The sequence below is a fragment of the Arthrobacter silvisoli genome (assembly GCF_003369445.1).
In the GTDB taxonomy this organism is placed as follows: domain Bacteria; phylum Actinomycetota; class Actinomycetes; order Actinomycetales; family Micrococcaceae; genus Arthrobacter; species Arthrobacter silvisoli.
This window is the reverse complement of sequence record NZ_QRCU01000025.1, coordinates 78,238-98,759: the sequence shown is the minus strand read 5'-3', so window position 1 is coordinate 98,759 and position 20,522 is coordinate 78,238. Positions and strand designations below refer to the sequence as shown.

21 protein-coding genes and 1 pseudogene are annotated in these 20,522 nt (G+C 68.2%); 13 read left to right on the top strand and 9 right to left on the bottom strand.

The features are described 5' to 3' along the window. The first annotated feature begins 2 nt into the window (after nt 1-2). Together DWV11_RS05820 and DWV11_RS05815 are read left to right on the top strand one after the other, a co-directional pair. On the top strand, nt 3-800 hold the full coding sequence (locus tag DWV11_RS05820; protein WP_115787934.1) for a thiazole synthase: 798 nt from the start codon (nt 3-5) through the stop codon (nt 798-800). A gap of 35 nt (nt 801-835) precedes the next feature. Continuing rightward, the gene (locus DWV11_RS05815) at nt 836-1,177 is read left to right on the top strand and encodes a 4a-hydroxytetrahydrobiopterin dehydratase (protein ID WP_115787933.1); all 342 of its coding nucleotides are present in this window, start codon (nt 836-838) and stop codon (nt 1,175-1,177) included. 71 nt (nt 1,178-1,248) lie between these two features. Here the strand turns inward: DWV11_RS05815 and DWV11_RS05810 are convergent, their stop codons facing one another. From DWV11_RS05810 to DWV11_RS05800, 3 genes are read right to left on the bottom strand one after another with little or no spacing between them, the layout of a single operon-like run. Beyond that, entirely contained in the window at nt 1,249-1,551 is a 303-nt protein-coding gene (locus DWV11_RS05810) for a hypothetical protein (protein WP_115787932.1), read from the bottom strand. A 33-nt stretch (nt 1,552-1,584) separates the two neighbouring features. Next, entirely contained in the window at nt 1,585-1,809 is a 225-nt protein-coding gene (locus DWV11_RS05805; RefSeq protein WP_115787931.1) for a DUF3107 domain-containing protein, read from the bottom strand. 51 nt (nt 1,810-1,860) lie between these two features. Beyond that, a complete protein-coding gene (locus tag DWV11_RS05800) occupies nt 1,861-2,517 on the bottom strand; it encodes a TetR/AcrR family transcriptional regulator (RefSeq protein WP_425452045.1) in 657 nt (218 codons plus the stop codon). An 85-nt stretch (nt 2,518-2,602) separates the two neighbouring features. Here DWV11_RS05800 and moeB point away from each other — a divergent pair, with 85 nt between their 5' ends. Continuing rightward, nucleotides 2,603-3,802, top strand: a complete 1,200-nt coding sequence (gene moeB / locus DWV11_RS05795; RefSeq protein ID WP_115787930.1) for a molybdopterin-synthase adenylyltransferase MoeB — start codon at nt 2,603-2,605, stop codon at nt 3,800-3,802. Nucleotides 3,803-3,930: 128 nt separating this feature from the next. On the opposite strand, the gene DWV11_RS20640 is transcribed toward moeB, so the two are convergent. From DWV11_RS20640 to DWV11_RS05785, 3 genes and pseudogenes are all read right to left on the bottom strand, one after another. Beyond that, the gene (locus DWV11_RS20640) at nt 3,931-4,053 is read right to left on the bottom strand and encodes a hypothetical protein (protein WP_425452046.1); all 123 of its coding nucleotides are present in this window, start codon (nt 4,051-4,053) and stop codon (nt 3,931-3,933) included. Nucleotides 4,054-4,133: 80 nt separating this feature from the next. Further along, nucleotides 4,134-4,229 (bottom strand): annotated as a pseudogene (locus DWV11_RS20635) (hypothetical protein); the annotation flags it as partial. Nucleotides 4,230-4,523: 294 nt separating this feature from the next. Beyond that, nucleotides 4,524-5,870, bottom strand: coding sequence for a glutamyl-tRNA reductase (locus DWV11_RS05785; protein WP_115787928.1), 1,347 nt, complete (start codon nt 5,868-5,870; stop codon nt 4,524-4,526). 148 nt (nt 5,871-6,018) lie between these two features. Here DWV11_RS05785 and hemE point away from each other — a divergent pair, with 148 nt between their 5' ends. The 10 genes from hemE (at nt 6,019) to DWV11_RS05735 (ending at nt 17,632) form a co-directional block, all read left to right on the top strand. Then, complete coding sequence (gene hemE / locus DWV11_RS05780) at nt 6,019-7,152, top strand: uroporphyrinogen decarboxylase (RefSeq protein WP_115787975.1); 1,134 nt, start codon at nt 6,019-6,021, stop codon at nt 7,150-7,152. Nucleotides 7,153-7,155: 3 nt separating this feature from the next. Continuing rightward, complete coding sequence (gene hemG / locus DWV11_RS05775; RefSeq protein WP_245953458.1) at nt 7,156-8,655, top strand: protoporphyrinogen oxidase; 1,500 nt, start codon at nt 7,156-7,158, stop codon at nt 8,653-8,655. Between the two features lie 80 nt (nt 8,656-8,735). Then, on the top strand, nt 8,736-9,437 hold the full coding sequence (gene hemQ, locus DWV11_RS05770) for a hydrogen peroxide-dependent heme synthase (RefSeq protein WP_115787927.1): 702 nt from the start codon (nt 8,736-8,738) through the stop codon (nt 9,435-9,437). Further along, the gene (locus DWV11_RS05765; RefSeq protein WP_210725671.1) at nt 9,434-10,669 is read left to right on the top strand and encodes a ferrochelatase; all 1,236 of its coding nucleotides are present in this window, start codon (nt 9,434-9,436) and stop codon (nt 10,667-10,669) included. The genes hemQ and DWV11_RS05765 overlap by 4 nt, the downstream gene beginning before the upstream one ends. Continuing rightward, nucleotides 10,666-11,649: a hydroxymethylbilane synthase gene (gene hemC / locus DWV11_RS05760; RefSeq protein ID WP_115787926.1), complete on the top strand. Its 984-nt coding sequence runs from the start codon at nt 10,666-10,668 to the stop codon at nt 11,647-11,649. Before DWV11_RS05765 ends, hemC begins: the two co-directional genes overlap by 4 nt. Next, nucleotides 11,636-12,586, top strand: a complete 951-nt coding sequence (locus DWV11_RS05755; RefSeq protein ID WP_245953457.1) for a uroporphyrinogen-III synthase — start codon at nt 11,636-11,638, stop codon at nt 12,584-12,586. The genes hemC and DWV11_RS05755 overlap by 14 nt, the downstream gene beginning before the upstream one ends. Nucleotides 12,587-12,589: 3 nt before the next feature. Continuing rightward, nucleotides 12,590-13,570, top strand: a complete 981-nt coding sequence (gene hemB / locus DWV11_RS05750) for a porphobilinogen synthase (RefSeq protein ID WP_115787924.1) — start codon at nt 12,590-12,592, stop codon at nt 13,568-13,570. 57 nt (nt 13,571-13,627) lie between these two features. Further along, entirely contained in the window at nt 13,628-14,752 is a 1,125-nt protein-coding gene (locus tag DWV11_RS05745; protein ID WP_115787923.1) for an LLM class flavin-dependent oxidoreductase, read from the top strand. A 58-nt stretch (nt 14,753-14,810) separates the two neighbouring features. Beyond that, nucleotides 14,811-16,133 carry a glutamate-1-semialdehyde 2,1-aminomutase gene (gene hemL, locus DWV11_RS05740; protein ID WP_115787922.1) on the top strand — a complete coding sequence of 441 codons (1,323 nt, stop codon included), beginning with the start codon at nt 14,811-14,813 and terminating at the stop codon, nt 16,131-16,133. A gap of 101 nt (nt 16,134-16,234) precedes the next feature. Then, nucleotides 16,235-17,632, top strand: coding sequence for a glycoside hydrolase family 3 N-terminal domain-containing protein (locus DWV11_RS05735; protein ID WP_245953456.1), 1,398 nt, complete (start codon nt 16,235-16,237; stop codon nt 17,630-17,632). Nucleotides 17,633-17,749: 117 nt separating this feature from the next. Here the strand turns inward: DWV11_RS05735 and DWV11_RS05730 are convergent, their stop codons facing one another. The 3 genes from DWV11_RS05730 to DWV11_RS05720 all read right to left on the bottom strand — a co-directional run bounded on the left by DWV11_RS05730 (nt 17,750) and on the right by DWV11_RS05720 (nt 20,292). Beyond that, nucleotides 17,750-18,487, bottom strand: coding sequence for an amino acid ABC transporter ATP-binding protein (locus tag DWV11_RS05730; protein WP_115787921.1), 738 nt, complete (start codon nt 18,485-18,487; stop codon nt 17,750-17,752). Further along, entirely contained in the window at nt 18,484-19,248 is a 765-nt protein-coding gene (locus DWV11_RS05725; protein ID WP_115787920.1) for an amino acid ABC transporter permease, read from the bottom strand. Before DWV11_RS05725 ends, DWV11_RS05730 begins: the two co-directional genes overlap by 4 nt. Before the next feature lie 93 nt (nt 19,249-19,341). After that, nucleotides 19,342-20,292, bottom strand: coding sequence for a substrate-binding periplasmic protein (locus DWV11_RS05720; RefSeq protein ID WP_115787919.1), 951 nt, complete (start codon nt 20,290-20,292; stop codon nt 19,342-19,344). Nucleotides 20,293-20,522: the final 230 nt, after the last annotated feature.

The following is a 20,522-nucleotide window of genomic DNA, read 5'->3' as shown; positions in this document are numbered from 1 at the left end:
CCATGACACCCACAAGCATCCAGACCCAGAACGATCCCCTGGTGATCGACGGCGTCGAATTCGGCTCACGGCTCATCATGGGCACCGGCGGGGCACCCAGCCTGGACGGCCTGGGCGCCGCCCTGCTTGCCTCCGGCACGGAGCTGACCACCGTGGCCATGCGGCGGTACTCGCCCGCCGAAACCGGCTCCCTGTTCCAGCTGCTCCTGGACAACGGCATCCGCGTGCTGCCCAACACCGCCGGCTGTTTCACCGCCAAGGACGCCGTGCTGACCGCCGAACTGGCCCGCGAAGCCCTCGAAACCAACTGGGTCAAGCTGGAAGTCATCGCCGACGAACACACCCTGCTGCCGGACGCCGTGGAACTGGTCGAGGCCACGGAACAACTGGTGAACCGCGGCTTCAAGGTTTTCGCCTATACGAATGACGACCCCGTGCTCGCCCTGCGCCTGGAAAACCTCGGGGCAACCGCGGTGATGCCGCTGGGCGCACCGATCGGCACCGGCCTGGGCATCCTGAACCCGCACAACATCGAACTCATCGTCTCCCGTGCGTCCGTGCCAGTGGTACTCGACGCCGGAATCGGCACGGCCTCCGACGCCGCACTGGCCATGGAACTCGGCTGCGATGCCGTGCTGCTGGCAACGGCGGTTACCCGGGCCCAGAACCCGGTGCAGATGGGGGAGGCCTTCAAACACGCAGTGGTGGCCGGTAGGCTGGCCAAGCAGGCCGGCCGGATCCCGCGCCGTGAGCACGCCTTGGCGTCCTCGGCAATGGAAGGCCGCGCCGAGTTCCTCTGACGGTTCTGCCAGCGACGGGTTCTGCAAGGAGTGCCATGGGCGAAGCGAAGGACATCCTCAGCCAGGCGGACATCGATGGCGCCCTGCCCGGCCTGCCCGACTGGGAGTACCGCTCCGGCGGGCTTGTGACGGTCTATAAGGTGCCCACGTCCGCGGCGGCGCTGGAGCTGATTGCCGCCGTCGGGCAGGTGGCCGAGGACCTCAACCACCACCCGGACCTGGACTGGCGCTACAACAGGGTGTTCCTCCGCTTCACCTCGCACGATGCCGGCGCCCGGCTCACCGGGCGCGATGTCGTGGCCGCCCGGCGCTGCAGCGACGCAGCTGCGTCCCTGGGCGCCACGCCGCAGCCGGAGCGCTACCCGCCCGTCGGCTGACCCTTGAATGCTGACCCCTGAACGAAGTGTGGCCACCAACCTTCCGGTTGGTGGCCATACTTCTGGTGCTCTTAGAGCCGCAGGGCGGCGGTAAGCTTCGCCGTATCGTGCGCGGTGCGGGTCCGTCCGAGGTAGACGACGACGGCGATCGCGGCGGCCGTTCCCAGGACCATGGGCAGCACCCAGGGGATCCAGGTCAGACCGGGCTGGTAGCCGAAGCCGAGCCAGATGAAAATGGTCCAGCCCAGCATGCCGACGCCCAGCGCCACGCCCGCCGGGAGCGCGATGCCGTACTTGCTGTGGCGTTTGTCATTCGCCCAGACGATGAAGCCCGCGGCAATGGTGACCAAGGCCACGATGACAAGTGAAAGCATGTTTACTCCCGGCTGGCTGGTTGGCGGAAAGGTCTAGAGGGCGCCGAAGCCCACGCGGCGCACTTCCTCGGCGCCGATCTCCACATAGCCCAGGACGTTGCCGGGAACGATGACTTGGCGGCCCTTTTCGTCGCTCAGGCGCAGGTCGCTGCCCTTGGAGATGGCTTCGCTGACGATCTTCGCGACGGCCTCGGCATCGAGCGCAGATTCCAGTACGATCTCACGGCCAACGTTCTGAATGCCGATCTTTACTTCCACAGCAAGGCCTCCCAGCCGGTTTAAGGGTTTACTCAGTTCTCTATTTCTAGCCTAGGACTCTTTGGGGAAGCGACTGATTCCGCGCCAAGCTAAACGGTAGATCAACTCGCTGGCCACATCGAGGTCCAGCCTGCCGTCAGTCTCCAGCCAGTACCGGGCGCTGACCTGGGCCATCCCGGCCAGGCCGCGGCCCAGCAGCTGGGCCTCCATGGGCGGCAGCTTGGTGTCTTCGGCAATGACCTTCGCGACGGCGTCGGCGAAGGTGCGGTTGAACGTCTCCAGGCGGGAGCTGACATCGGGATCGTTGATGAGGTCGGACTCGAACACCAGCCGGTGGGCCTGGTCGTCGGCGGCGATGAACTGGTAGTAGGCGCGCATGACGGCCTGCACGCGCTGCTTGTTGTCCGTGGTGGAGTTCAGGGCGCCGAGCATCAACTCCGTGAGCGTGGCCAGATGGCTGTCCAGCAGGGCCATGTAGAGCTCTCGTTTGGATGGGAAATGCTGGTAGAGGACCGGTTTGCTGACCCGCGCGGTCTCGGCTATTTCGTCCATCGCCGCGCCATGGAAACCGTTGGCCACGAACACTTCAAGGGCGGCATTGAGCAGCTGCGCGCGGCGTTCGTCCCTCGGAAGCCTGGCGGAACGCGCCGCGCCGCTCCGCTCCTGCTTGCCAGGTACCACTTGTTGTGTGCGTGCGCTTTCAGCCACTTGTCTGCCGCCTTTCCTTTGCAGTTATGACCACTTTACGTCCCGGTAATATGACCTGTCGGCAGTGGCGGGCATACATTGAAGTATGGCCACCGCATTTGCTGCCCCCACCACGTCCGCTCCGCTGCCTCCCTTGGTGGAAGCCGCCGCGGAACTGAGCACCGAAGAAGTAGAACGCTATTCGCGCCATCTCATTATTCCGGAGATCGGTGCGGTGGGTCAGCGCCGCCTCAAGAACGCAAAAGTCCTGGTCATCGGCGCAGGCGGCCTCGGCTCGCCGGCCCTGCTCTACCTGGCCGCCGCCGGCGTGGGCACCATCGGCATCATCGACGACGACGTCGTGGACCTGAGCAACCTCCAGCGCCAGATCATCCACGGCGTGTCCGACGTCGGCCGCCCCAAGATCGAGTCCGCCCGGGACGCCATCCGGGAATTGAACCCGCTGGTCACCGTTCAGCTCCACGACGAGCGGCTGGATTCCTCGAACGCCCTGGACCTCTTCGCCGGCTACGACCTCATCCTCGACGGTGCCGACAACTTTGCCACCCGCTACCTCGTCAACGACGCCGCCGAAATCCTCGGCAAGCCCTACGTCTGGGGTTCCATCTTCCGTTTTGACGGGCAGGTCAGCGTCTTCTGGGCAAAGCACGGCCCCAGCTATCGGGATCTCTACCCGGAGGCCCCTCCGGCCGGCTCCGTCCCCTCCTGCGGCGAGGGAGGGGTCTTCGGCATGCTGTGCGCCGCCGTTGGCGCCCTGATGGTGACGGAGGCAATCAAGCTCATCACCGGCGTCGGGCGCTCCCTGCTGGGCCGTGTGGCACTTTTCGACGCGCTCGGCGGCAGCTGGCGCGAGATCAAGGTCGCCAAGGACCCCGAGGCCGAACCGGTCACTGAACTCACCGACTACGAGGCCTTTTGCGGCATCACCCCCGCGGCGGACCCCGGCACCGTGCCCACCGTGACCGCCACCGAGCTCGCGGGCATGCTGGAAGCCCGCGACGCGGGGGAGCGGGACTTCGAGCTGGTGGACGTGCGGGAGAGCGGCGAGCACGACATCGTGAACATCGACGGCGCCGTTCTGATCCCGCAAGGGCGGATCCTGGCCGGGGAGGCCTGGGCCGAGCTGCCGCAGGACAAGGACATCGTGTTCCACTGCAAGAGCGGAGCCCGCTCCGCGTCCGTGATGGCTGCCGCCCGCAAAGCCGGATACACCCGGATCAGCCACCTCGACGGCGGCATCCTGGCGTGGGTGCGCGACGTGGAACCGCACAAGGCGGTGTACTGAGCCCGGGGCGGGTTTCCGGCCCCGCCTGGGCGACGCGCCCTAGCGCTTCCGGGCGTCGGGCCGCGAGATGACAATCCGGTTCCGGCCGAGGATCTTGGCCTCGTAGAGGGCGCTGTCCGCAGCACCGATCATCCCTGTGAGGTCGCCCGTGACCGTGGTGGCGATGCCGTTTCGGTGATGACGCGAGCGCTTTCCTGGCCGGCGCCCGGGAGCAGGACGATGAATTCCTCTCCGCCGTACCGGCCGGCCAGGTCCGTGTGACGGATCGAGGCAAGGCATGCGTCAGCGAAACCCGGATGGCGGCATCGCCCGCGGCATGTCCCTGGTCATCGTTGACCGCCTTGAAGTTGTCCAGGTCGGCCAGGATCACGGTTGAAAGCGAGCCGGTGTTGTGGAGCCGCCGGACCTCCCGGGCCGCCTGTTCCATGAAGGTGGTGCGGTTGAGCAGGCCGGTCAGTCCGTCACGGCTGGCGCGTTCGTCGAGCCTGTTGATGAGTTGTTCGTTGCTGAGCGCCGTCATGCTGAAGGACACTGGTCACCAGCATCACGATGGTGATCATGCTCGTGAACGCTGAGCTGAAGTATGTGGTGAACGCGGGCCCTTCCGGCCCCTCCAGGACGTAGACGCGGGCCCGGGCAAAGTAGTACGCAGCCAGGATCCCCGCGGCCAGGGACAGGCGCGGCCGCGCTGTAACAAGCGGGGCAGTCGTTGCGGAGGGGGTCAGGCGCTTTCGGCGCGGGGCAGCGTGGTACTCCGGGCCTCGGCCGACTGGTGGTCCACCGGGCACTCGGCCGGGCGGGCCGGGGCGGCAGGCTGCTCCACCTGGATTCCGTAGAGAGCCTCAAGGGCCGACACATAATCGTCCTGCTGGCCGTTGGCGGCAAGTTCCCGTGCCCGGACAGTGGGGATGTGGAGCAGCTGCTTGACCATGCGGCGCAACGCGAACTCCACCTCTTCGGCGGCAGCCGTGCAGCCGTGGCGGGCCCGGACCTTCTCCATTTCGGAGTCCAGGACGCTCATGGTGTGGCGGCGCAACGCGACGATCGCGGCGTCGACCGAGCGGGCTTCGCGTTCCTGCTCGAAAGCGGCAGCGGCCCCGGACACGATGGTGCTGGCCTGAGCGAGCGACTCTGCCTGCTCCTGCGGGGCGGCGAGGCGGACGGATTCGAGCGTGAGCAGCTCCACGCCGTCGAGTTCCCCGACGGCGGGATCGAAGTCATGCGTCAGCGCGAGGTCGATCGCGATCAGGGTGCCGGTGGACGACTCGCGGATGCGCGCCAGCTCGGCGGCCTCCACGCGGTTGTCCGAACCACTGCAGCCGATCATCACATCGGCCGCGGCGACGGCGGCAGGCAGCTTGTCGGCGTCGAGCGCGGTGCCGCCGCGGGTGGCCACGAAGGTTTCGGCGCGGCCGGAGGAAGAGTACACGGAGATGTCCTTGCAGCCGCGTTCACGCAGCAGTGACATGGTGGCGCCGGCGTAGGCGCCCGTGCCGAAGACGACGACCTTCTTGTTGCTCCAGCTGCTGTCGTCGGAAAGATCGGTGGCGAGGTCCAAGGCGACGGACACGATCGACAGGCCCCTCGAGCCGAGGGCCGTTTGGGCCCCGACATCCTTGGCGGTCTTCGACGCGGCCTGGAACAGGCGGACGAGGCCCGGGCTGGCGGTGCCTTCGTGCTGCGCGGTGATGAGGGCGCGGCGGACCTGCCCGGCGATTTCACGTTCGCCCACGACGGCTGAATCCAGGCCCGCGCTGACGGCGAAGAGGTGCCGGCTGACTTCGGAGCCGCTGTTGGTGCTGAAGGCCTTGGAGACGAGCTGCTCGTTGAGGCCGCTCAGCCCGCTGATCTTCCCGACCAGCGCGGAACGGGCCGCCTCGAGGTCCTCGGCGTGTGCGGTTTCCCCGTAGATTTCGTAACGGTTGCAGGTGGCAAGGACAACGGCACCGGAGACGAGGCCGTTCTCAGCCAGGGCGGAGGAAGCCAGCACGGAGGAACCGTTGCTCAGCTGAGCAACGGTTTCAAGGTCGATGTCGGCATGGGTTGCCACCAGTGAAAAAAGAACCACAGCAGAGACATCATAGCTTTTTCGGTACCGCGTAGAACAACGGACACGGGATGGTTCCTGCCACTGACCGGTGTGACACGCGCCATGGAGGGTGCCGGAGACAGACTGTCGTTATCTTTTGCACCCGATTTTCGGCACAATCGAAGGCATGACTTCCAGCTCTGCCCTGCCGGGTTCCGCCCAGCCTGCCCCTTCCATTGCCGGGGACGCCGTGGCTCCCGGACTCGACGCCGGCCACCCCCTGATGGACGGCCGCACCGCGGATTCGCCGCTCATCCAGGCATACCGCGGGCGCAAGCCCAGCCGGCGTCCGGTGTGGTTCATGCGCCAGGCGGGCCGCTCCCTTCCGGAGTACCTCAAGGTGCGCGAGGGCGTGGCCATGCTGGACTCCTGCCTGCGCCCGGAGCTGGCTTCCGAAATCACCCTGCAGCCGGTCCGCCGGCATGACGTGGACGCTGGAATTTTCTTCTCCGACATCGTCATCCCCTTGAAGCTGGCAGGCGTCGGCGTGGACATCGTTCCCGGCGTCGGGCCCGTCCTGGACAAGCCCGTCCGCACCGCAGCGGACGTGGCCGCCCTGCCGCAGCTCACCTGGGAATCGCTGGAACCCATCCGCGAAGCGGTCCGTCTGACCGTTGCCGAACTCGGCAGCACCCCGCTGATCGGTTTCGCCGGCGCCCCCTTCACCCTTGCCGCCTACATGGTGGAAGGCCGGCCGTCACGCGACCACCTCGGCCCGCGCACCATGATGCATGCCGACCCGGAGGCCTGGACCGCGCTGGCCAACTGGGCCGCCGACGCCTCCGGCATGTTCCTGCGCGCGCAGTTGGAAGCAGGTGCCTCCGCCGGCCAGCTCTTCGACTCCTGGGCAGGTTCCCTGGGCCTGGCCGACTACAGCAACTACGTCGCCCCGGCCTCGGCCCGCGCCTTGGACCACGTCCGCCACCTCGGCGCGCCGCTGGTTCACTTCGGCACCGGAACGTCCGAGCTCCTCGTGGCCATGCGGGACGTCGGCGTCGACGTCGTGGGCGTGGACTACCGCCTGCCCTTGGACGAGGCCAACCGGCGCCTGGGCGGCACCGTCCCCCTGCAGGGCAACATCGACCCCGCGTTGCTCTCGGCGCCCTGGAACATCCTCGAGGCCCACGTGCGCGCCGTTATCGCCGCCGGTGCCGGGGCTCCGGGCCACGTGCTCAACCTCGGCCACGGCGTGCCTCCCGAAACCGACCCCACCGTGCTGACCCGGGTGGTGGAACTCATCCACTCGATCCCGGCGGAGTAGCCCGTGCGCGGCCGTCCGGCAGCGCCGGTGACCCCTGACCTCAAGGCGACGGCCGTCGTCGTCGGCGGTGGAATTTCCGGGCTGCTCGCGGCCCGCGGGCTCGCAGCGGCAGGCCTGGCCGTCACCGTCCTGGAAGCCCGCAAGGAATGGGGCGGCTGCGTCGGCAGGCATGAACTCAGCGGACTGGGCCTGGACAGCGGCGCGGAGTCGTTTGCCACCCGCTCCACCGCGGTGGCCGAGCTGGCCCGCGGGCTCGGGCTCGGCGGCAACATCGTGGCCCCGCATCCCGGCGGTGCCTGGGTTCAGTTGCCGGACGGCCCGCAGGAACTTCCCAAGACCGGCGTCCTCGGCATCCCGGCCAATCCCTGGGACCCCGAGGTCCGTCGTTCGCTGGGCCTGCCCGGAGCGCTCCGCGCTTCCCTTGACCGCTGGCTGCCCGCCTTCTGGGGTGCCGGCGGCGACGTCACCAGCGTCGCCTCCCTCGTCCGGGCCCGGATGGGCCGCCGCGTCCTCGACCGGCTGGTTGCACCGGTGGTGGGCGGCGTGCATTCGGCCGACCCTGAACTGCTCGACGTCGACATGGTCGCCCCCGGCCTCCGCGCGGCCATGCGCTCCACCGGTTCCCTGGCGGCCGCTGTCGCGCAGCAGCGCCGGGTGGTCGGCGCACCCGACCCCGCCGGGACCACGAAGGCAGGCTCCGCCGTCGCCGGACTCACCGGCGGCATGAACACGCTCATTTCCGCCCTGGTGTCCGATCTGCGGTCCCGCGGCGTCACCCTGCTGGCCGGAACGCGGGCAGAGGCGGTTGTGCGCACCGGGGCCGCCTGGCGTGTCACCGCCAGCGGTACGGACGAGCGGGAGTATGACGCCGGCGTGCTCGTTGTCGCGGTCGACGGCCCGGCCGCCGTCGGGCTGCTGGAGTCCGCGCTGCCGGATCTCGCGGCACTCCGGCCGGCACCCGGGCCGATGGTCAGCCTGGTGAGCCTGGTGGTCGACAAACCCGAACTCGATTCCCGGCCGCGCGGCACCGGGATCCTGGTGGCACCGCAGGCGCCGGGAATCCAGGCCAAGGCCCTCACTCATGCCACGGCGAAGTGGGACTGGCTCGCCGAGGAGGCCGGTCCCGGCACGCACGTGCTCAGGTTGTCCTACGGGCGGGCGCACGGTGGAACGGCTGCGGCATCCACGGACGATCCCGCGGCCTTGGATGACACAGCCCTTTTCGATGCCGCGCTGCACGATGCCTCCACCTTGCTTGGCGTGCCGCTCGGCGCGGAGGACGTGCTGGATTGGGACGTGGTCCGTTGGGCCGGCGCCCTGCCGTTTGCCGCCGTCGGGCACAAGCAACGCGTGGCGGAGGTCCGGAAAATCGCCGGCCAGGCGGGGGGACTTCTCTTGGTGGGCGGCTGGCTTGCCGGCAACGGACTCGCCGCGGTCGTGGCCGATACCGCGGCCCAGCTCGAGGCTGTCCTTCCCGTTGCCTTGGCGGGCGAAAAGCCCTGAAATTGTGAGATGACGCACTTCTACGTCTTGTAGAAGTCTCCGGTTTCGACTTAGTGCCCCGCAGGGGGCAAACTTGAACCATGAGCCACACTTCTGCCGAATCTGTCACTAAAACTGCTGAGAACGAGGAACAGTTCTTCACCTTGTGGACTGTCTTCAAGCGTTCGGCAGGCCTCCAGCGCAGCGCCGACGCTATTGTTGAGTTCGAGAAACTGACCGCCAAGCTTGCCGAGGACGGCGTCGTCCTGCGCGGCAGCTACGACGTCTCCGCGATGCGTGCCGACGCCGACGTGATGGTGTGGCTGCACGGCGCCAAGCCCGAGGCCCTGCAGGCAGCCGTCCGCGACATCCGCCGCAGCGGTCTTTTCGCAGGCACCGACATCGTCTGGTCCGCCATGGGCGTGCACCGCGAAGCCGAATTCGCCAAGAGCCACACCCCGGCGTTCTCCCGCGGCGTCGAGCCCAGCACCTGGCTTTGCGTCTACCCCTTCGTGCGCTCCTACGAGTGGTACCTGTTGCCCGCGGACGAGCGCGGCAAAATGCTGCGCGACCACGGCCTGCTGGGCCGCGACTTCCCGCAGGTCATCTCCAACACCGTGTCCTCCTTCGCCCTGGGCGACTGGGAATGGATCCTCGGCCTGGAAGCCCCCGAACTGGTCGACCTGGTGGACCTCATGCGCCACCTGCGCGCCACCGACGCCCGCAACCACGTCCGTGAAGAGATCCCCTTCTACACGGGTCGCCGCATCACCGCCGCCGAGATCGCCGAGGTCCTCGCGTGAGCAGTCCCAAGGTAAACCTGGCTGCCTCCACGGAACTGAACGACGTCACCGAGCGCGGCCGCCAGGAGCCGCTACAGTACGACGCCGTCCTGCTCGCGTCCTTCGGCGGCCCGGAGGGCCAGGAAGACGTCATTCCCTTCCTGCGCAATGTGACCCGCGGCCGCGGTATCCCGGACGAGCGTCTTGAAGAGGTCTCGCACCACTACCGGGCCTTCGGCGGAATCAGCCCGATCAACCAGCAGAACCGCGAGCTGAAGGCCGCCATCGAGGCCGAACTCGCCGCCCGCGGCATCGAGTTGCCCGTGCTGTGGGGCAACCGCAACTGGGACCCTTACATCGCGCCGGTGCTGCAGGACGCCTACGACGCCGGCCACCGCCGCCTGCTGATGCTCACCACCAGCATCTACTCCTGCTACTCCAGCTGCCGCCAGTACCGCGAGGACATCGGTATCGCGCTCACTGAGACCGGCCTGGACGGCAAGCTGCAGGTGGACAAGATCCGCCAGTATTTCGACCACCCCGGCGTCGTGCAGCCGTTCCTGGAAGGGACCGCGGCAGGCCTTGAGGAAATCCGCGGCAAGCTCGCCGCGGCAGGCGAGGCGGACCCGGACTCGAAGATCCGCGTGCTCTTCGCAACGCACTCCATCCCTACCCGCGATGCCGAGGCCGCCGGCAAGTCCGAAGACGAGCCGCGCGACTTCGCCGAGGGTTCGGCGTACGCCGCGCAGCACCTGGCAAACGCGAAGGCCATCATGGACGTCGTGGCTCCGGACGTGGCCTGGGACCTCGTGTACCAGTCCCGCTCCGGCGCCCCGCACATCCCGTGGCTGGAGCCGGACATCAACGACCACCTCGAGGAGATCGCCCCCGAAGGCGTGCGCGGCGTGGTCATCGTGCCGCTCGGCTTCGTCAGCGACCACATGGAAGTCGCCTGGGACCTGGACACCGAAGCGCTCGAAACCTGCCGGAACCTCGGCATGGAAGCCACCCGCGTCCCAACCCCCGGTACCCACGCGGCTTTCGTCTCCGGCCTGGTGGACCTCATCTGCGAACGCACGGTGAACAACAACATCGCCGATCGCCCGCACGTGACGGACCTCGGCCCCTGGTACGACGTGTGCCGCCCGAACTGCTGCGAGAACTTCCGCGGCGCCAAGCCCGTCATCTCCGAGCTCGGCTCCACCATCGGCACCGGGCACGACGCCTACCCCGCCCCGGAGGCCAGCAAGTGACCGTCCGGATCGGCACACGGGCCAGCAAGCTCGCGCTGACCCAGACCCAGCAGACGGCGGACCGGCTGGCCGCCGTCGGAGGCTTCGACGTCGAACTGGTCCACATCACCACGGAAGGCGATGTCAAGACCGGCTCGCTGTCCCAGATGGGCGGCACCGGTGTGTTCGTGGCCGCCCTGCGCGAAGCACTGCTGGACCAGCGCTGCGACGTCGCCGTGCACTCGCTCAAGGACCTGCCGACGGGCGCCGAGCCCGGCCTCACCATCGCGGCCACCCCCAAGCGCGTGGACGTGCGTGATGTGCTGTGCGCCCGTGACGGCCTCACCCTGGCAGGGCTCCCCGCCGGAGCCAAGGTGGGCACCGGGTCCCCGCGCCGCGCCGCCCAGCTCCGCGCCCTGCGCCAGGACATCGAGGTCATCGACATCCGCGGCAACGTGGACACCCGCCTGGGCCGCGTCCCCGGACTGCCAGGCAATGCCTCCGACGCCGTGGTGCCCGGCAAGAGCTGCGACCTGGACGCGGTGGTGCTCGCCGCCGCCGGGCTGGAGCGTATCGGCCGCCTGGATACGGTCAGCGAATACTTCGAAAGCGACGCCATGCTCCCGGCGCCGGGCCAGGGCTCCCTGGCGATTGAATGCCGCACCGCCGACGCCCAAAGCGGCGGCTCGCAGGAAGCGCTTGCCCAGGCCCTGGCCGCGCTGAACGACGAGGACACCCGCCTCGCGGTGACCGCCGAGCGTGCCGTCCTGGCCCGCCTCGAAGCCGGCTGCGCCGCCCCGGTGGGCGCCTTCGCCTACCGCAAGGGCAGCATGCTCTACCTCGAAGCGGTGGTTTGCTCCGTCGACGGCGGCAAGACCGTCCGCGAGAAGAAGGCCACCGACGGGCTGAATGAAGTCGGCGCCACCCTGTTGGGCATCGAAGTGGCCGAACTGCTGCTGGCCGCGGGCGCCGCGGAGATCACCGACCTTGCCGCGTCCTGAGTCCGTGGACGGGCATGTTGCCGGAGTTTCCGGCGACCCTGCTTCCCGGGACAGCGCGCTGCACGGCCGGAAGGTCCTCATCACGAGGAGCCCCGACCGTGCCGGCTCCCTGGCGCGGGCCCTGTCCGCGGCCGGCGCCGAACCGCTGCTGCTGCCGCTCATCGACTTCGAACGCGCAGCGGACCAGCAGGCACTGGAGGTGGCCCTGGACGCGCTGGCCGGCGGACGCTACGACTGGCTCGTGGTCAGCAGCATCACCACCGTCCGCGCTTTGAAGGCCAAGGCCGCGGAGCGGGGCACGGAACTTTCGGCGCTTCTTCCGTCCGGCGTGCGGGTGGCGACGATCGGTCCGTCCTCGCGCCGGATCCTGGAAGCCGAAGGCATCCGGGTGGACCTGGCGCCGGAAGGCAGCCAGTCCGCCGCGGGCCTGCTCGAGGTGTGGCCCGGCGGCCCCGGCCGGGTCCTGTTGCCGCAGGCGGACATTGCCGACTCCCTGCTCTCGGACGGCCTGGCCGGCAAGGGCGCGGAGGTCGCCGTCGTCACCGCCTACCGCACCGTCGACTTCCCGGCCCGCCCGGAGGAACGGCTGGACACGGAATTGGCCAAGGCCGCCGCCTGGCCGGCTCCGGGGACAGACGTGGCGGGGGAGCAGGAGCTGCCCCTGCTGGAGCCCGCACGCGCCCGGACGATGATCGACGACGGCGCCCTGGCCGCCGTCGTCGCCGCCTCACCCAGTGCCGCGCGGCGGATCGCCGCAACCTTGGTGCCTCTGCGGGACTGCCGCTTCATCGCGATCGGACGCTCGACGGCGGCGGAGGCCGGCACCCTCGGGCTCACCGTCGCCGCGACCGCCAAGGAACCCACCCCGGACGGCATCGTCGCCGCCCTCACCGAACTGTTCGCCTCCGTTCAGCCATCAGCCCCGGAAAGGACGTAAGACATGAGCTTCCCCAACCACCGCCCCCGGCGGCTCCGCACCACCCCGGCCATGCGCCGCCTGACCGCCGAACACCGGCTGGCCCCCGCGGAACTGATCCTGCCGGCCTTCATCCGTGAGGGCCTCAGCGAGCCCGCGCCCATCAGTTCCATGCCCGGCGTCGTGCAGCACACCACGGATTCGCTCAGGCGGGCGGCCGCGGAAGCAGTGGAACTGGGGGTTGGCGGCATCATGCTGTTCGGCGTTCCGGCTGAGCGTGACGCCAACGGCTCCGCCTCCCTGGACCCCGAGGGCGTGCTGAACAAGGCCATCCGCGATGTCCGCGCCGAGGTGGGCGACGAGCTCGTGGTCATGAGCGACGTGTGCCTGGACGAATTCACCGACCACGGCCACTGCGGCGTGCTGGACGCCAACGGCTACGTCGACAATGACGCCACCCTGGCGATCTACGGACAGATGGCAGTGGCCCAGGCCGATGCCGGTGCCCATGTGCTGGGCCCCTCCGGCATGATGGACGGCCAGATCGCCGTGATCCGCCAGGCGCTAGAAGATGCCGGACACAAGAACACGGCTGTGCTTGCCTACGCCGCGAAGTACGCCTCGGCCTTCTACGGCCCCTTCCGTGAAGCCGTGGATTCGCAGCTCACGGGTGACCGCCGGACCTACCAGATGGACGCCGCCAACCGCCGCGAGGCCATCATCGAGGTGGAACTGGACCTCGAGGAAGGCGCGGACATGGTCATGGTCAAGCCGGCCATGAGTTACCTGGACATCCTGGCCGACGTCGCCGCCATGAGCCCTGTGCCGGTGGCCGCGTACCAGATCTCCGGCGAGTACGCGATGATCGAAGCCGCCGCCGCCAACGGCTGGATTGACCGCCGCGGCGCCATCATCGAATCCGTGCTGGGCATCAAGCGCGCGGGGGCCAACATGGTCCTGACGTACTGGGCGTCCGAACTCGCGGGCTGGCTCAAAGAAGGCTAGTGGCTCCTTCGCCCGACGGCGGGGAATGATTCCGGGAGCTTCGCCGTTTGTATGCGTATGCATGAAAATAGCGAAGTTTCCGGAACCGGTCCGTCCCCTGTAGCCGCTTTTGATCCCACCGCGCCCGTAGGCCAGGACACCATGCTGCTGGGTGTCAGCACCTTCGGTGACGTCGACCTCGACGATGCCGGCGAACCCAAGCACCACGCCGTCGTCCTGCGCCAAGTGGTGGAACAGGCCAAGCTGGCCGACGCCGTCGGGCTGCATTCCTTCGGTGTGGGGGAGCACCACCGGCGGGACTTCGCCGTCAGCGCCCCCGAAGTGGTCCTGGCCGCCGTCGCCTCGGCCACGAAGCGGATCCGCCTCGGCAGCGCGGTCACCGTGCTCAGCTCGGACGACCCCATCCGGGTCTTCCAGCGCTTCGCCACACTCGACGCCGTCTCCAACGGACGCGCCGAGGTGATCCTGGGGCGTGGCTCGTTCACGGAATCCTTCCCCCTGTTCGGCTACGACCTTGCCGACTACGAGGTCCTCTTCGAGGAGAAACTGGAACTCTACCACCGGGTCCGCTCGCAGAAGCCCGTGAACTGGGATGGCCGCACCCGCGCCGGGCTGCACGGCCAGATGGTGTATCCCCACCTGGAAAACCGGCTGCTGCCCACGTGGATCGGCGTCGGCGGCACCCCGCAGTCCGTGGTCCGCACCGCAGCGTACGGCTACCCGATGGTGCTGGCGATCATCGGCGGGCAGCCGGAACGCTTCGCCCCGTTCGCGCAGCTTTACCGCCGCAGCCTGGCCGAGGCGGGTCACGACCCGAGGCAGCTCGCGGTGCACTCGCCCGGCTACGTCGCCGACACCGATGAGCAGGCCCGCGAAGAGTACTTCCCGCACTGGCTCGCCACCCGCAACCGGATCGGGGCCGAACGCGGCTGGGGCCCGGCGGGCCGCGGCGAGTTCGAGGCCCTCGTGGAGGAGGACGGCGCCCTGTTCGTCGGCTCGCCGGACACCGTGGCTGCCAAGGTCGCCCGGCTCAAGGAAACCCTCGGCGCCGACCGCTTCGAACTCAAATACAGCAACGGCACCTTGGCCCACGCGAAGATGATGCGCTCCATCGAACTCTTCGGATCCGAAGTCGCCCCGCGCGTGGCCGGACTGCTGTCCTTGAGGGCGCAAGTGAAGTGACCCTCTTCATCCCGCAGGGGCGCAATGTGCTGCCCCTGCGGGATGAAAGAATAGGGGCATGACTCGTTCGGATGATCTCTTCGCCCATGCCCAGACCCTGATGCCAGGCGGCGTCAATTCGCCCGTGCGTGCTTTCGGGTCCGTGGGCGGCACTCCGCGTTTCATGGTCTCTGCGCGAGGTCCCTACCTCACCGACGCCGACGGCAAGGACTACGTGGACCTGGTCTGCTCCTGGGGCCCGGCGCTCCTCGGCCACGCCCACCCTGCCGTGCTCGAGGCTGTCCACGCCGCCGTGGACCGGGGCCTCTCTTTCGGTGCGTCCACCCCGGATGAGGCCCGCCTGGCCGAACTGGTCAAGGAACGCGTCTCCGCCGTCGAACGCCTCCGCATGGTGTCCACCGGCACCGAGGCCACCATGACCGCCGTGCGCCTGGCCCGCGGCTTCACCGGCCGGAACCTCATCGTGAAGTTTGCCGGCTGCTACCACGGCCACCTGGACGGACTGCTGGCCGCCGCCGGTTCCGGCCTGGCCACCATGGCGCTTCCCGGCTCGGCCGGCGTCACCGAGGCCGCCGCCGCCGAAACCCTCGTGCTGCCCTACAACGACCTCGCCGCCGTCGAGGCTGCTTTCGCCGCGCACGGCGAGCACATCGCGGCCGTCATCACCGAAGCCGCACCGGCCAATATGGGCGTCGTCACCCCGGGCGAGGGCTTCAACGCCGCGCTTTCCCGCATCACCGGCGAACACGGCGCCCTGCTCATCCTGGACGAGGTCCTCACCGGTTTCCGCACCGGCTACGCCGGTTACTGGGGGCTGACCGGCGCCACCGAGGGCTGGACCCCGGACCTGCTGACCTTCGGCAAAGTGATCGGCGGCGGCATGCCGACGGCGGCCCTCGGCGGCCGTGCCGACGTCATGGACTATCTCGCTCCCCTCGGCCCCGTCTACCAGGCCGGCACGCTCTCCGGTAACCCGGTGGCCATGGCGGCCGGCGTCGCGACCCTCACGCATGCGACGCCGGAGGTCTACTCCTTCGTGGACGCCCGCTCGCTGGAACTCTCCGCGGCCCTGTCCTCCGCCCTCGACGCGGCAGGCGTGGACCATTCCATCCAGCGTGCCGGAAACCTGTTCTCCGTGGCCTTCGGCACCTCCGCCAAGGGCGTGCACAACTACGCCGACGCGCAGGCCCAGGAGGTGTTCCGCTACGCGCCGTTCTTCCATTCCATGCTGGACTCCGGCGTTTACCTGCCGCCGAGCGTCTTCGAAGCCTGGTTCCTGTCCTCCGCGCACGACGACGCCGCGATGAACCGGATCTTCGACGCCCTTCCGGCCGCCGCCAAGGCCGCGGCGCAGGCGGTCCCCGCCGAAGCTTCCGCCTGATAGCCGCAGGGCCCGCACGGCCGGCGGCGCTTCCACCGCTGCCGGCCGTGCCAGGCGTAGGCTGGCCCCACAGACAGCAAGCGCCAGCCAGGCAGTGATCCATGTCCGGAAACCATCCACCCGAACAGAACACACCCGATTACCCGAGGAAGCCGGCAGCCGGCCGCGGGGCCAGGCTGCTGCATTCCGGCGCCGTCTTCGTCATCGTGTCCGTCATCGCTGCCGCGCTCTTCACGGCATTCGTCCGGTCGGACCTTCCGGTCCTGGGCGGCACCCGCGGCACGCCGTCCAGCCCCGGTGCGGCCCCGGCGTCGTCCGTTTCTCCGTCGGCGACGACCTCGTCCGCCATGGCGTCCGCAACACCCACGGCCACGCTGCCCACCCCGCCGCCTTCCACCGCGGGCCCGCCGCCCGGCACCACGCCCGTCCCATCACCGCGGCCCACCCACGCCCCGCCCGCCGTGCCCACTCCTGAGCAACAGCTCGCGGCCCTCGACATGAAGGAGCGGGTGGGCCAGCTGTTCATGGTCGCGGCCAACGCCGGGGGCAGCGACGCACATGTCGTGGCCGGGTTGCTGGGCGGCCAGCACATCGGGAGCATCTACCTGGCCGGACGCAGCCAGGCAGGCGTCGCCGCAACGGCGGCAGTAGTCGGTTCATTGCGCACCGCTGCCAGGCAGTTGGGAAACACCGTGCCGCTCTCCGTGGCCACGGACCAGGAAGGCGGCTACGTGCAGGTGCTGCGCGGACCCGGCTTCTCCGAGATCCCCACCGCCCTGGCCCAGACCGCCTACTCCCCGGCGCAGCTGCGCGCACAGGCCGGAATCTGGGGCGCCGAACTCCTCAGGGCCGGCGTCAACGTCGATCTCGCGCCGGTCCTGGACACCGTCCCCGGGGCGGCATTCGCGCCGTCCAATGCGCCGATCGGCTACTTCCAGCGGGAATACGGCTACACACCCGGCGCCGTGTCCGCCTACGGGAACGCTTTCGCGGCGGGCCTGCGGGACTCCGGCGTGGCCCCCGTGGTGAAGCACTACCCGGGCCTTGGCAGGGTCACCCTCAACACCGACGTCAGCTCCAACGTCCGCGACACCGCCACCACCAGGAACGACCCGTACCTGGCACCCTTTACGGCGGCGATCCGCAACGGCACACGCTGGGTGATGGTCTCCAATGCCTACTACAACCTCATCGACTCCACCCGGCCTGCACCGTTCTCGCCTGTGGTCATGGGCACCATGCTGCGTTCGGATGCCGGCTTCACCGGCGTCATCGTCTCCGATGATCTGTGCAACGCCGCGCAGCTGGCACCCTGGAGCGTGGGGGAGCGGGCCGGCAACTTCATCGCGGCCGGCGGGACCATGGTGCTGTGCGCCAACACCGGATACATTCCGGCGATGGTCAACGAGGTCCTGCGGCGCGCGACGGCGGAACCTGCCTTCCGCAGGGCAGTGGACGCCGCGGCGCTCACCGTGCTCCGGGTCAAGGCCGGGCAGTAGCTGCCCTGCTTAAGCGGAAGATCTCCGGGTCAACTGAAGATCCCCGGGTTAACTGAAGATCCCCGGCAGCGGGTCAGCTGCCGGGGATCTGCGCCGGTTGGTTTGGAGACCGGCCGGCTAGAGAACGTCGGAGAGGAACTTCTGCAGGCGTTCGGTCTTCGGCTCGGTGAACAGCTGCTCGGGGCTGCCGTTCTCCACCACCACGCCGCCGTCCATGAAGACCACCTGGTTGGACACGTTGCGTGAGAAGCCCATTTCGTGGGTCACCACCACCATGGTCATGCCGTCGTTGGCAAGGTCCGTCATGAGGGCCAGGACGCCCTTGACGAGTTCGGGGTCCAGGGCGGAGGTGGCCTCATCGAAGAACATGACTTCCGGCTTCATGGCCAGGGCACGGGCGATGGCCACACGCTGCTGCTGGCCGCCGGAAAGGGTTGAGGGACGCACCCCGGCCTTGTGCTTCAGGCCTACCTTGTCCAGCTGTTCCAGGGCTTCGGCCCAGGCCTGGTCCTTGGGGAGTTTCCGCAGCTTCCGCAGCGCGAAGGCCACATTTTCGCCCACGGACTTGTGCGGGAAGAGGTTGAACTGCTGGAACACCATGCCGATGCGGCGGCGGAGTTCGTCCGGATTGTCCTTGAGGACCGATCGGCCGTCCAGCAGGATGTCACCCTGGTCCGGCTCGATGAGCCGGTTCATGACGCGCAGCAGGGTGGACTTGCCCGAGCCGGAGGGGCCGATCACGGACGCGGCGGTGCCCTTCTCCACGTGGATGTCGATGCCGCGCAGCACCTTGTTGCTGCCGAAGGCCAGGTGCAGGTTCTTGCCGGTGAGGGATCCGGAGGTGAACTGGCTCATGCGTGGGCTCCCTTCCCGATGACGGCCGCGGCCTCGTCAGGTTCGTGCTTCTGTTCCTTGCCGGTCCGCAGGCGGTTGTCGATGTAGTTGACCAGGTGGGTGAGCGGGATGGTCAGCACCAGGTAGAAGATCGCCGCGGCGACCAAGGGGGACTGGTTGCCGTTGTTGGCCGCGAAGTCCTGGCCGATCTGGAAGAGTTCACGCTCACGGCTCATCAGGCCGAGGGTGAACACCAGGGAGGATTCCTTGATGAGGGCGATGAACTGGTTCATCAGGGCCGGGAGCACGCGGCGGATGCCCTGCGGGACGACGATCATGCGCATCGAGGGTCCGTAGCCGAAGCCCAGCGCGCGGGAGGCTTCGAGCTGGCCCTTGTCCACGCTCTGGATGCCCGAGCGGAAGATTTCACCGATGTAGGCTGCGGCCATCAGGCTCAGGGCGAGGATGCCGAGGGGATACGGACTGCGGATCCCGGTGAGCTCCTTCAGCAGCGGGCCGAAGCCGAGGCCGATCACCAGGATGAGCAGCACGGCGGGCAGGCCGCGGAAGATGTCGGTGTAGATGCGGGCGATCCAGCGTGCCACGGGGTTCCTGGAGATGCCCATCAACGCCAGCAGGATGCCCAGGAAAGTGCCGATGAGCCCGGAGCTCAGCGCCAGGACGATCGTGTTCAGCAAGCCGTACGAGAACATCGTGGGCAGCACCTCGGCGATGTAGCCCCAGTTCAGAAAGGTGTCCGCAAGGCGGCTCCATGCGTCCATATGACTCCTCGGTCTTAGCGGCTCAAGCCCGGACCCGAATCCGGGCCCGGGCTTGAGCGGTGGTTTTACTGCGGTTCGGCTGGTGGCCGGTCCTCACTTGCCGGCCGGGACCTGGACAGCCTTGCTGCCCGGCTTCCAGCCATCGGGCATGCGCTCGGCGTCGGTCTTGCGCTCCGGGAACCACTTCTTGGCCAGTGTGGTCCAGGTGCCGTCCTTGATGACAGCGTCGAGGGCGGAGTTCAGGGCCTCGACCAGGGCCGTGTTGTCCTTCGCGACGGCGAAAGCGGAGAAGTTCTGGGTGGCGACCTTCTTCTCCTGGATCTTGGTGCCGTCGCCTTCCTTGATCTGGCCTTCGGCCTGCTGGGACGGGGCCAGCCACGCGTCGATCTGGCCGCTCTTCACGTTGGCGTAGGCGGTGTTGTAGTCCGGGTAGCGGACCGGGTCGAGGCCCAGCTGGTTGGTGACCATGTCGTCCTGGACGGTGCCCTGGACCACGCCCACGCGGACGCCCTCCTTGAGGTCTGCGATGCTCTTGACCGGGCTGTCCGTCTTGGACACCAGGGCCATGAAGCCGAAGTCGTAGCCATTGGTGAAGGAAACGGTCTTGCGGCGGGCGTCGGTGGTCGAGATCGAGGAGGATCCGACGTCGAACTGCTGGTTCTTGACCTGGGCCAGGAGGCTCTGGAACTTGGTGGACGCGAATTCGACCTTCAGGCCCAGCTTCTCGCCCATGGCCTTGAGCAGTTCGTTGTCGAAGCCGGTGAAGTTGCCGGACTTGTCGATGAAGATGCTTGGCGGTGCGTCGGAGAGGGTACCGACCTTGATGGTGCCGTCGGTCAGGAGGCCCAGCTTGCTCTTGTCGATCTTGTCCAGGGGCGTGACGTCTGCAGTGGTGTACTTGTCGGCGCTCTGGGCGCCGGCGAGGGCGTCGGTGGGGGAAGCCGTGCCAGCCGGGGACGTTCCACCGCCGCATGCGGCGAGGGACACGACGAGGGCGGCGGCTACGGGGACAGTAGACAGCCACTTCAGAGCATTGATTCTCATCAAGCGTTCACTTTCATTGGAATTACTGGGATCTCGGTGACGCGGGCGGGGATGCGGCCACAGGTTCATTCGTGGGCTCTAGCAGAACTCAACCCGCCAAACATAATTATGTCACCCGGCCCCACCGCTCAAAGATTCCGAACATAGTTCGCAACAGTGGTCAATATTCCGAAGATTTATTACGTAAAGTCACGAACCATCATTGGAAGGCTCGTAAGAAAACGTAATGG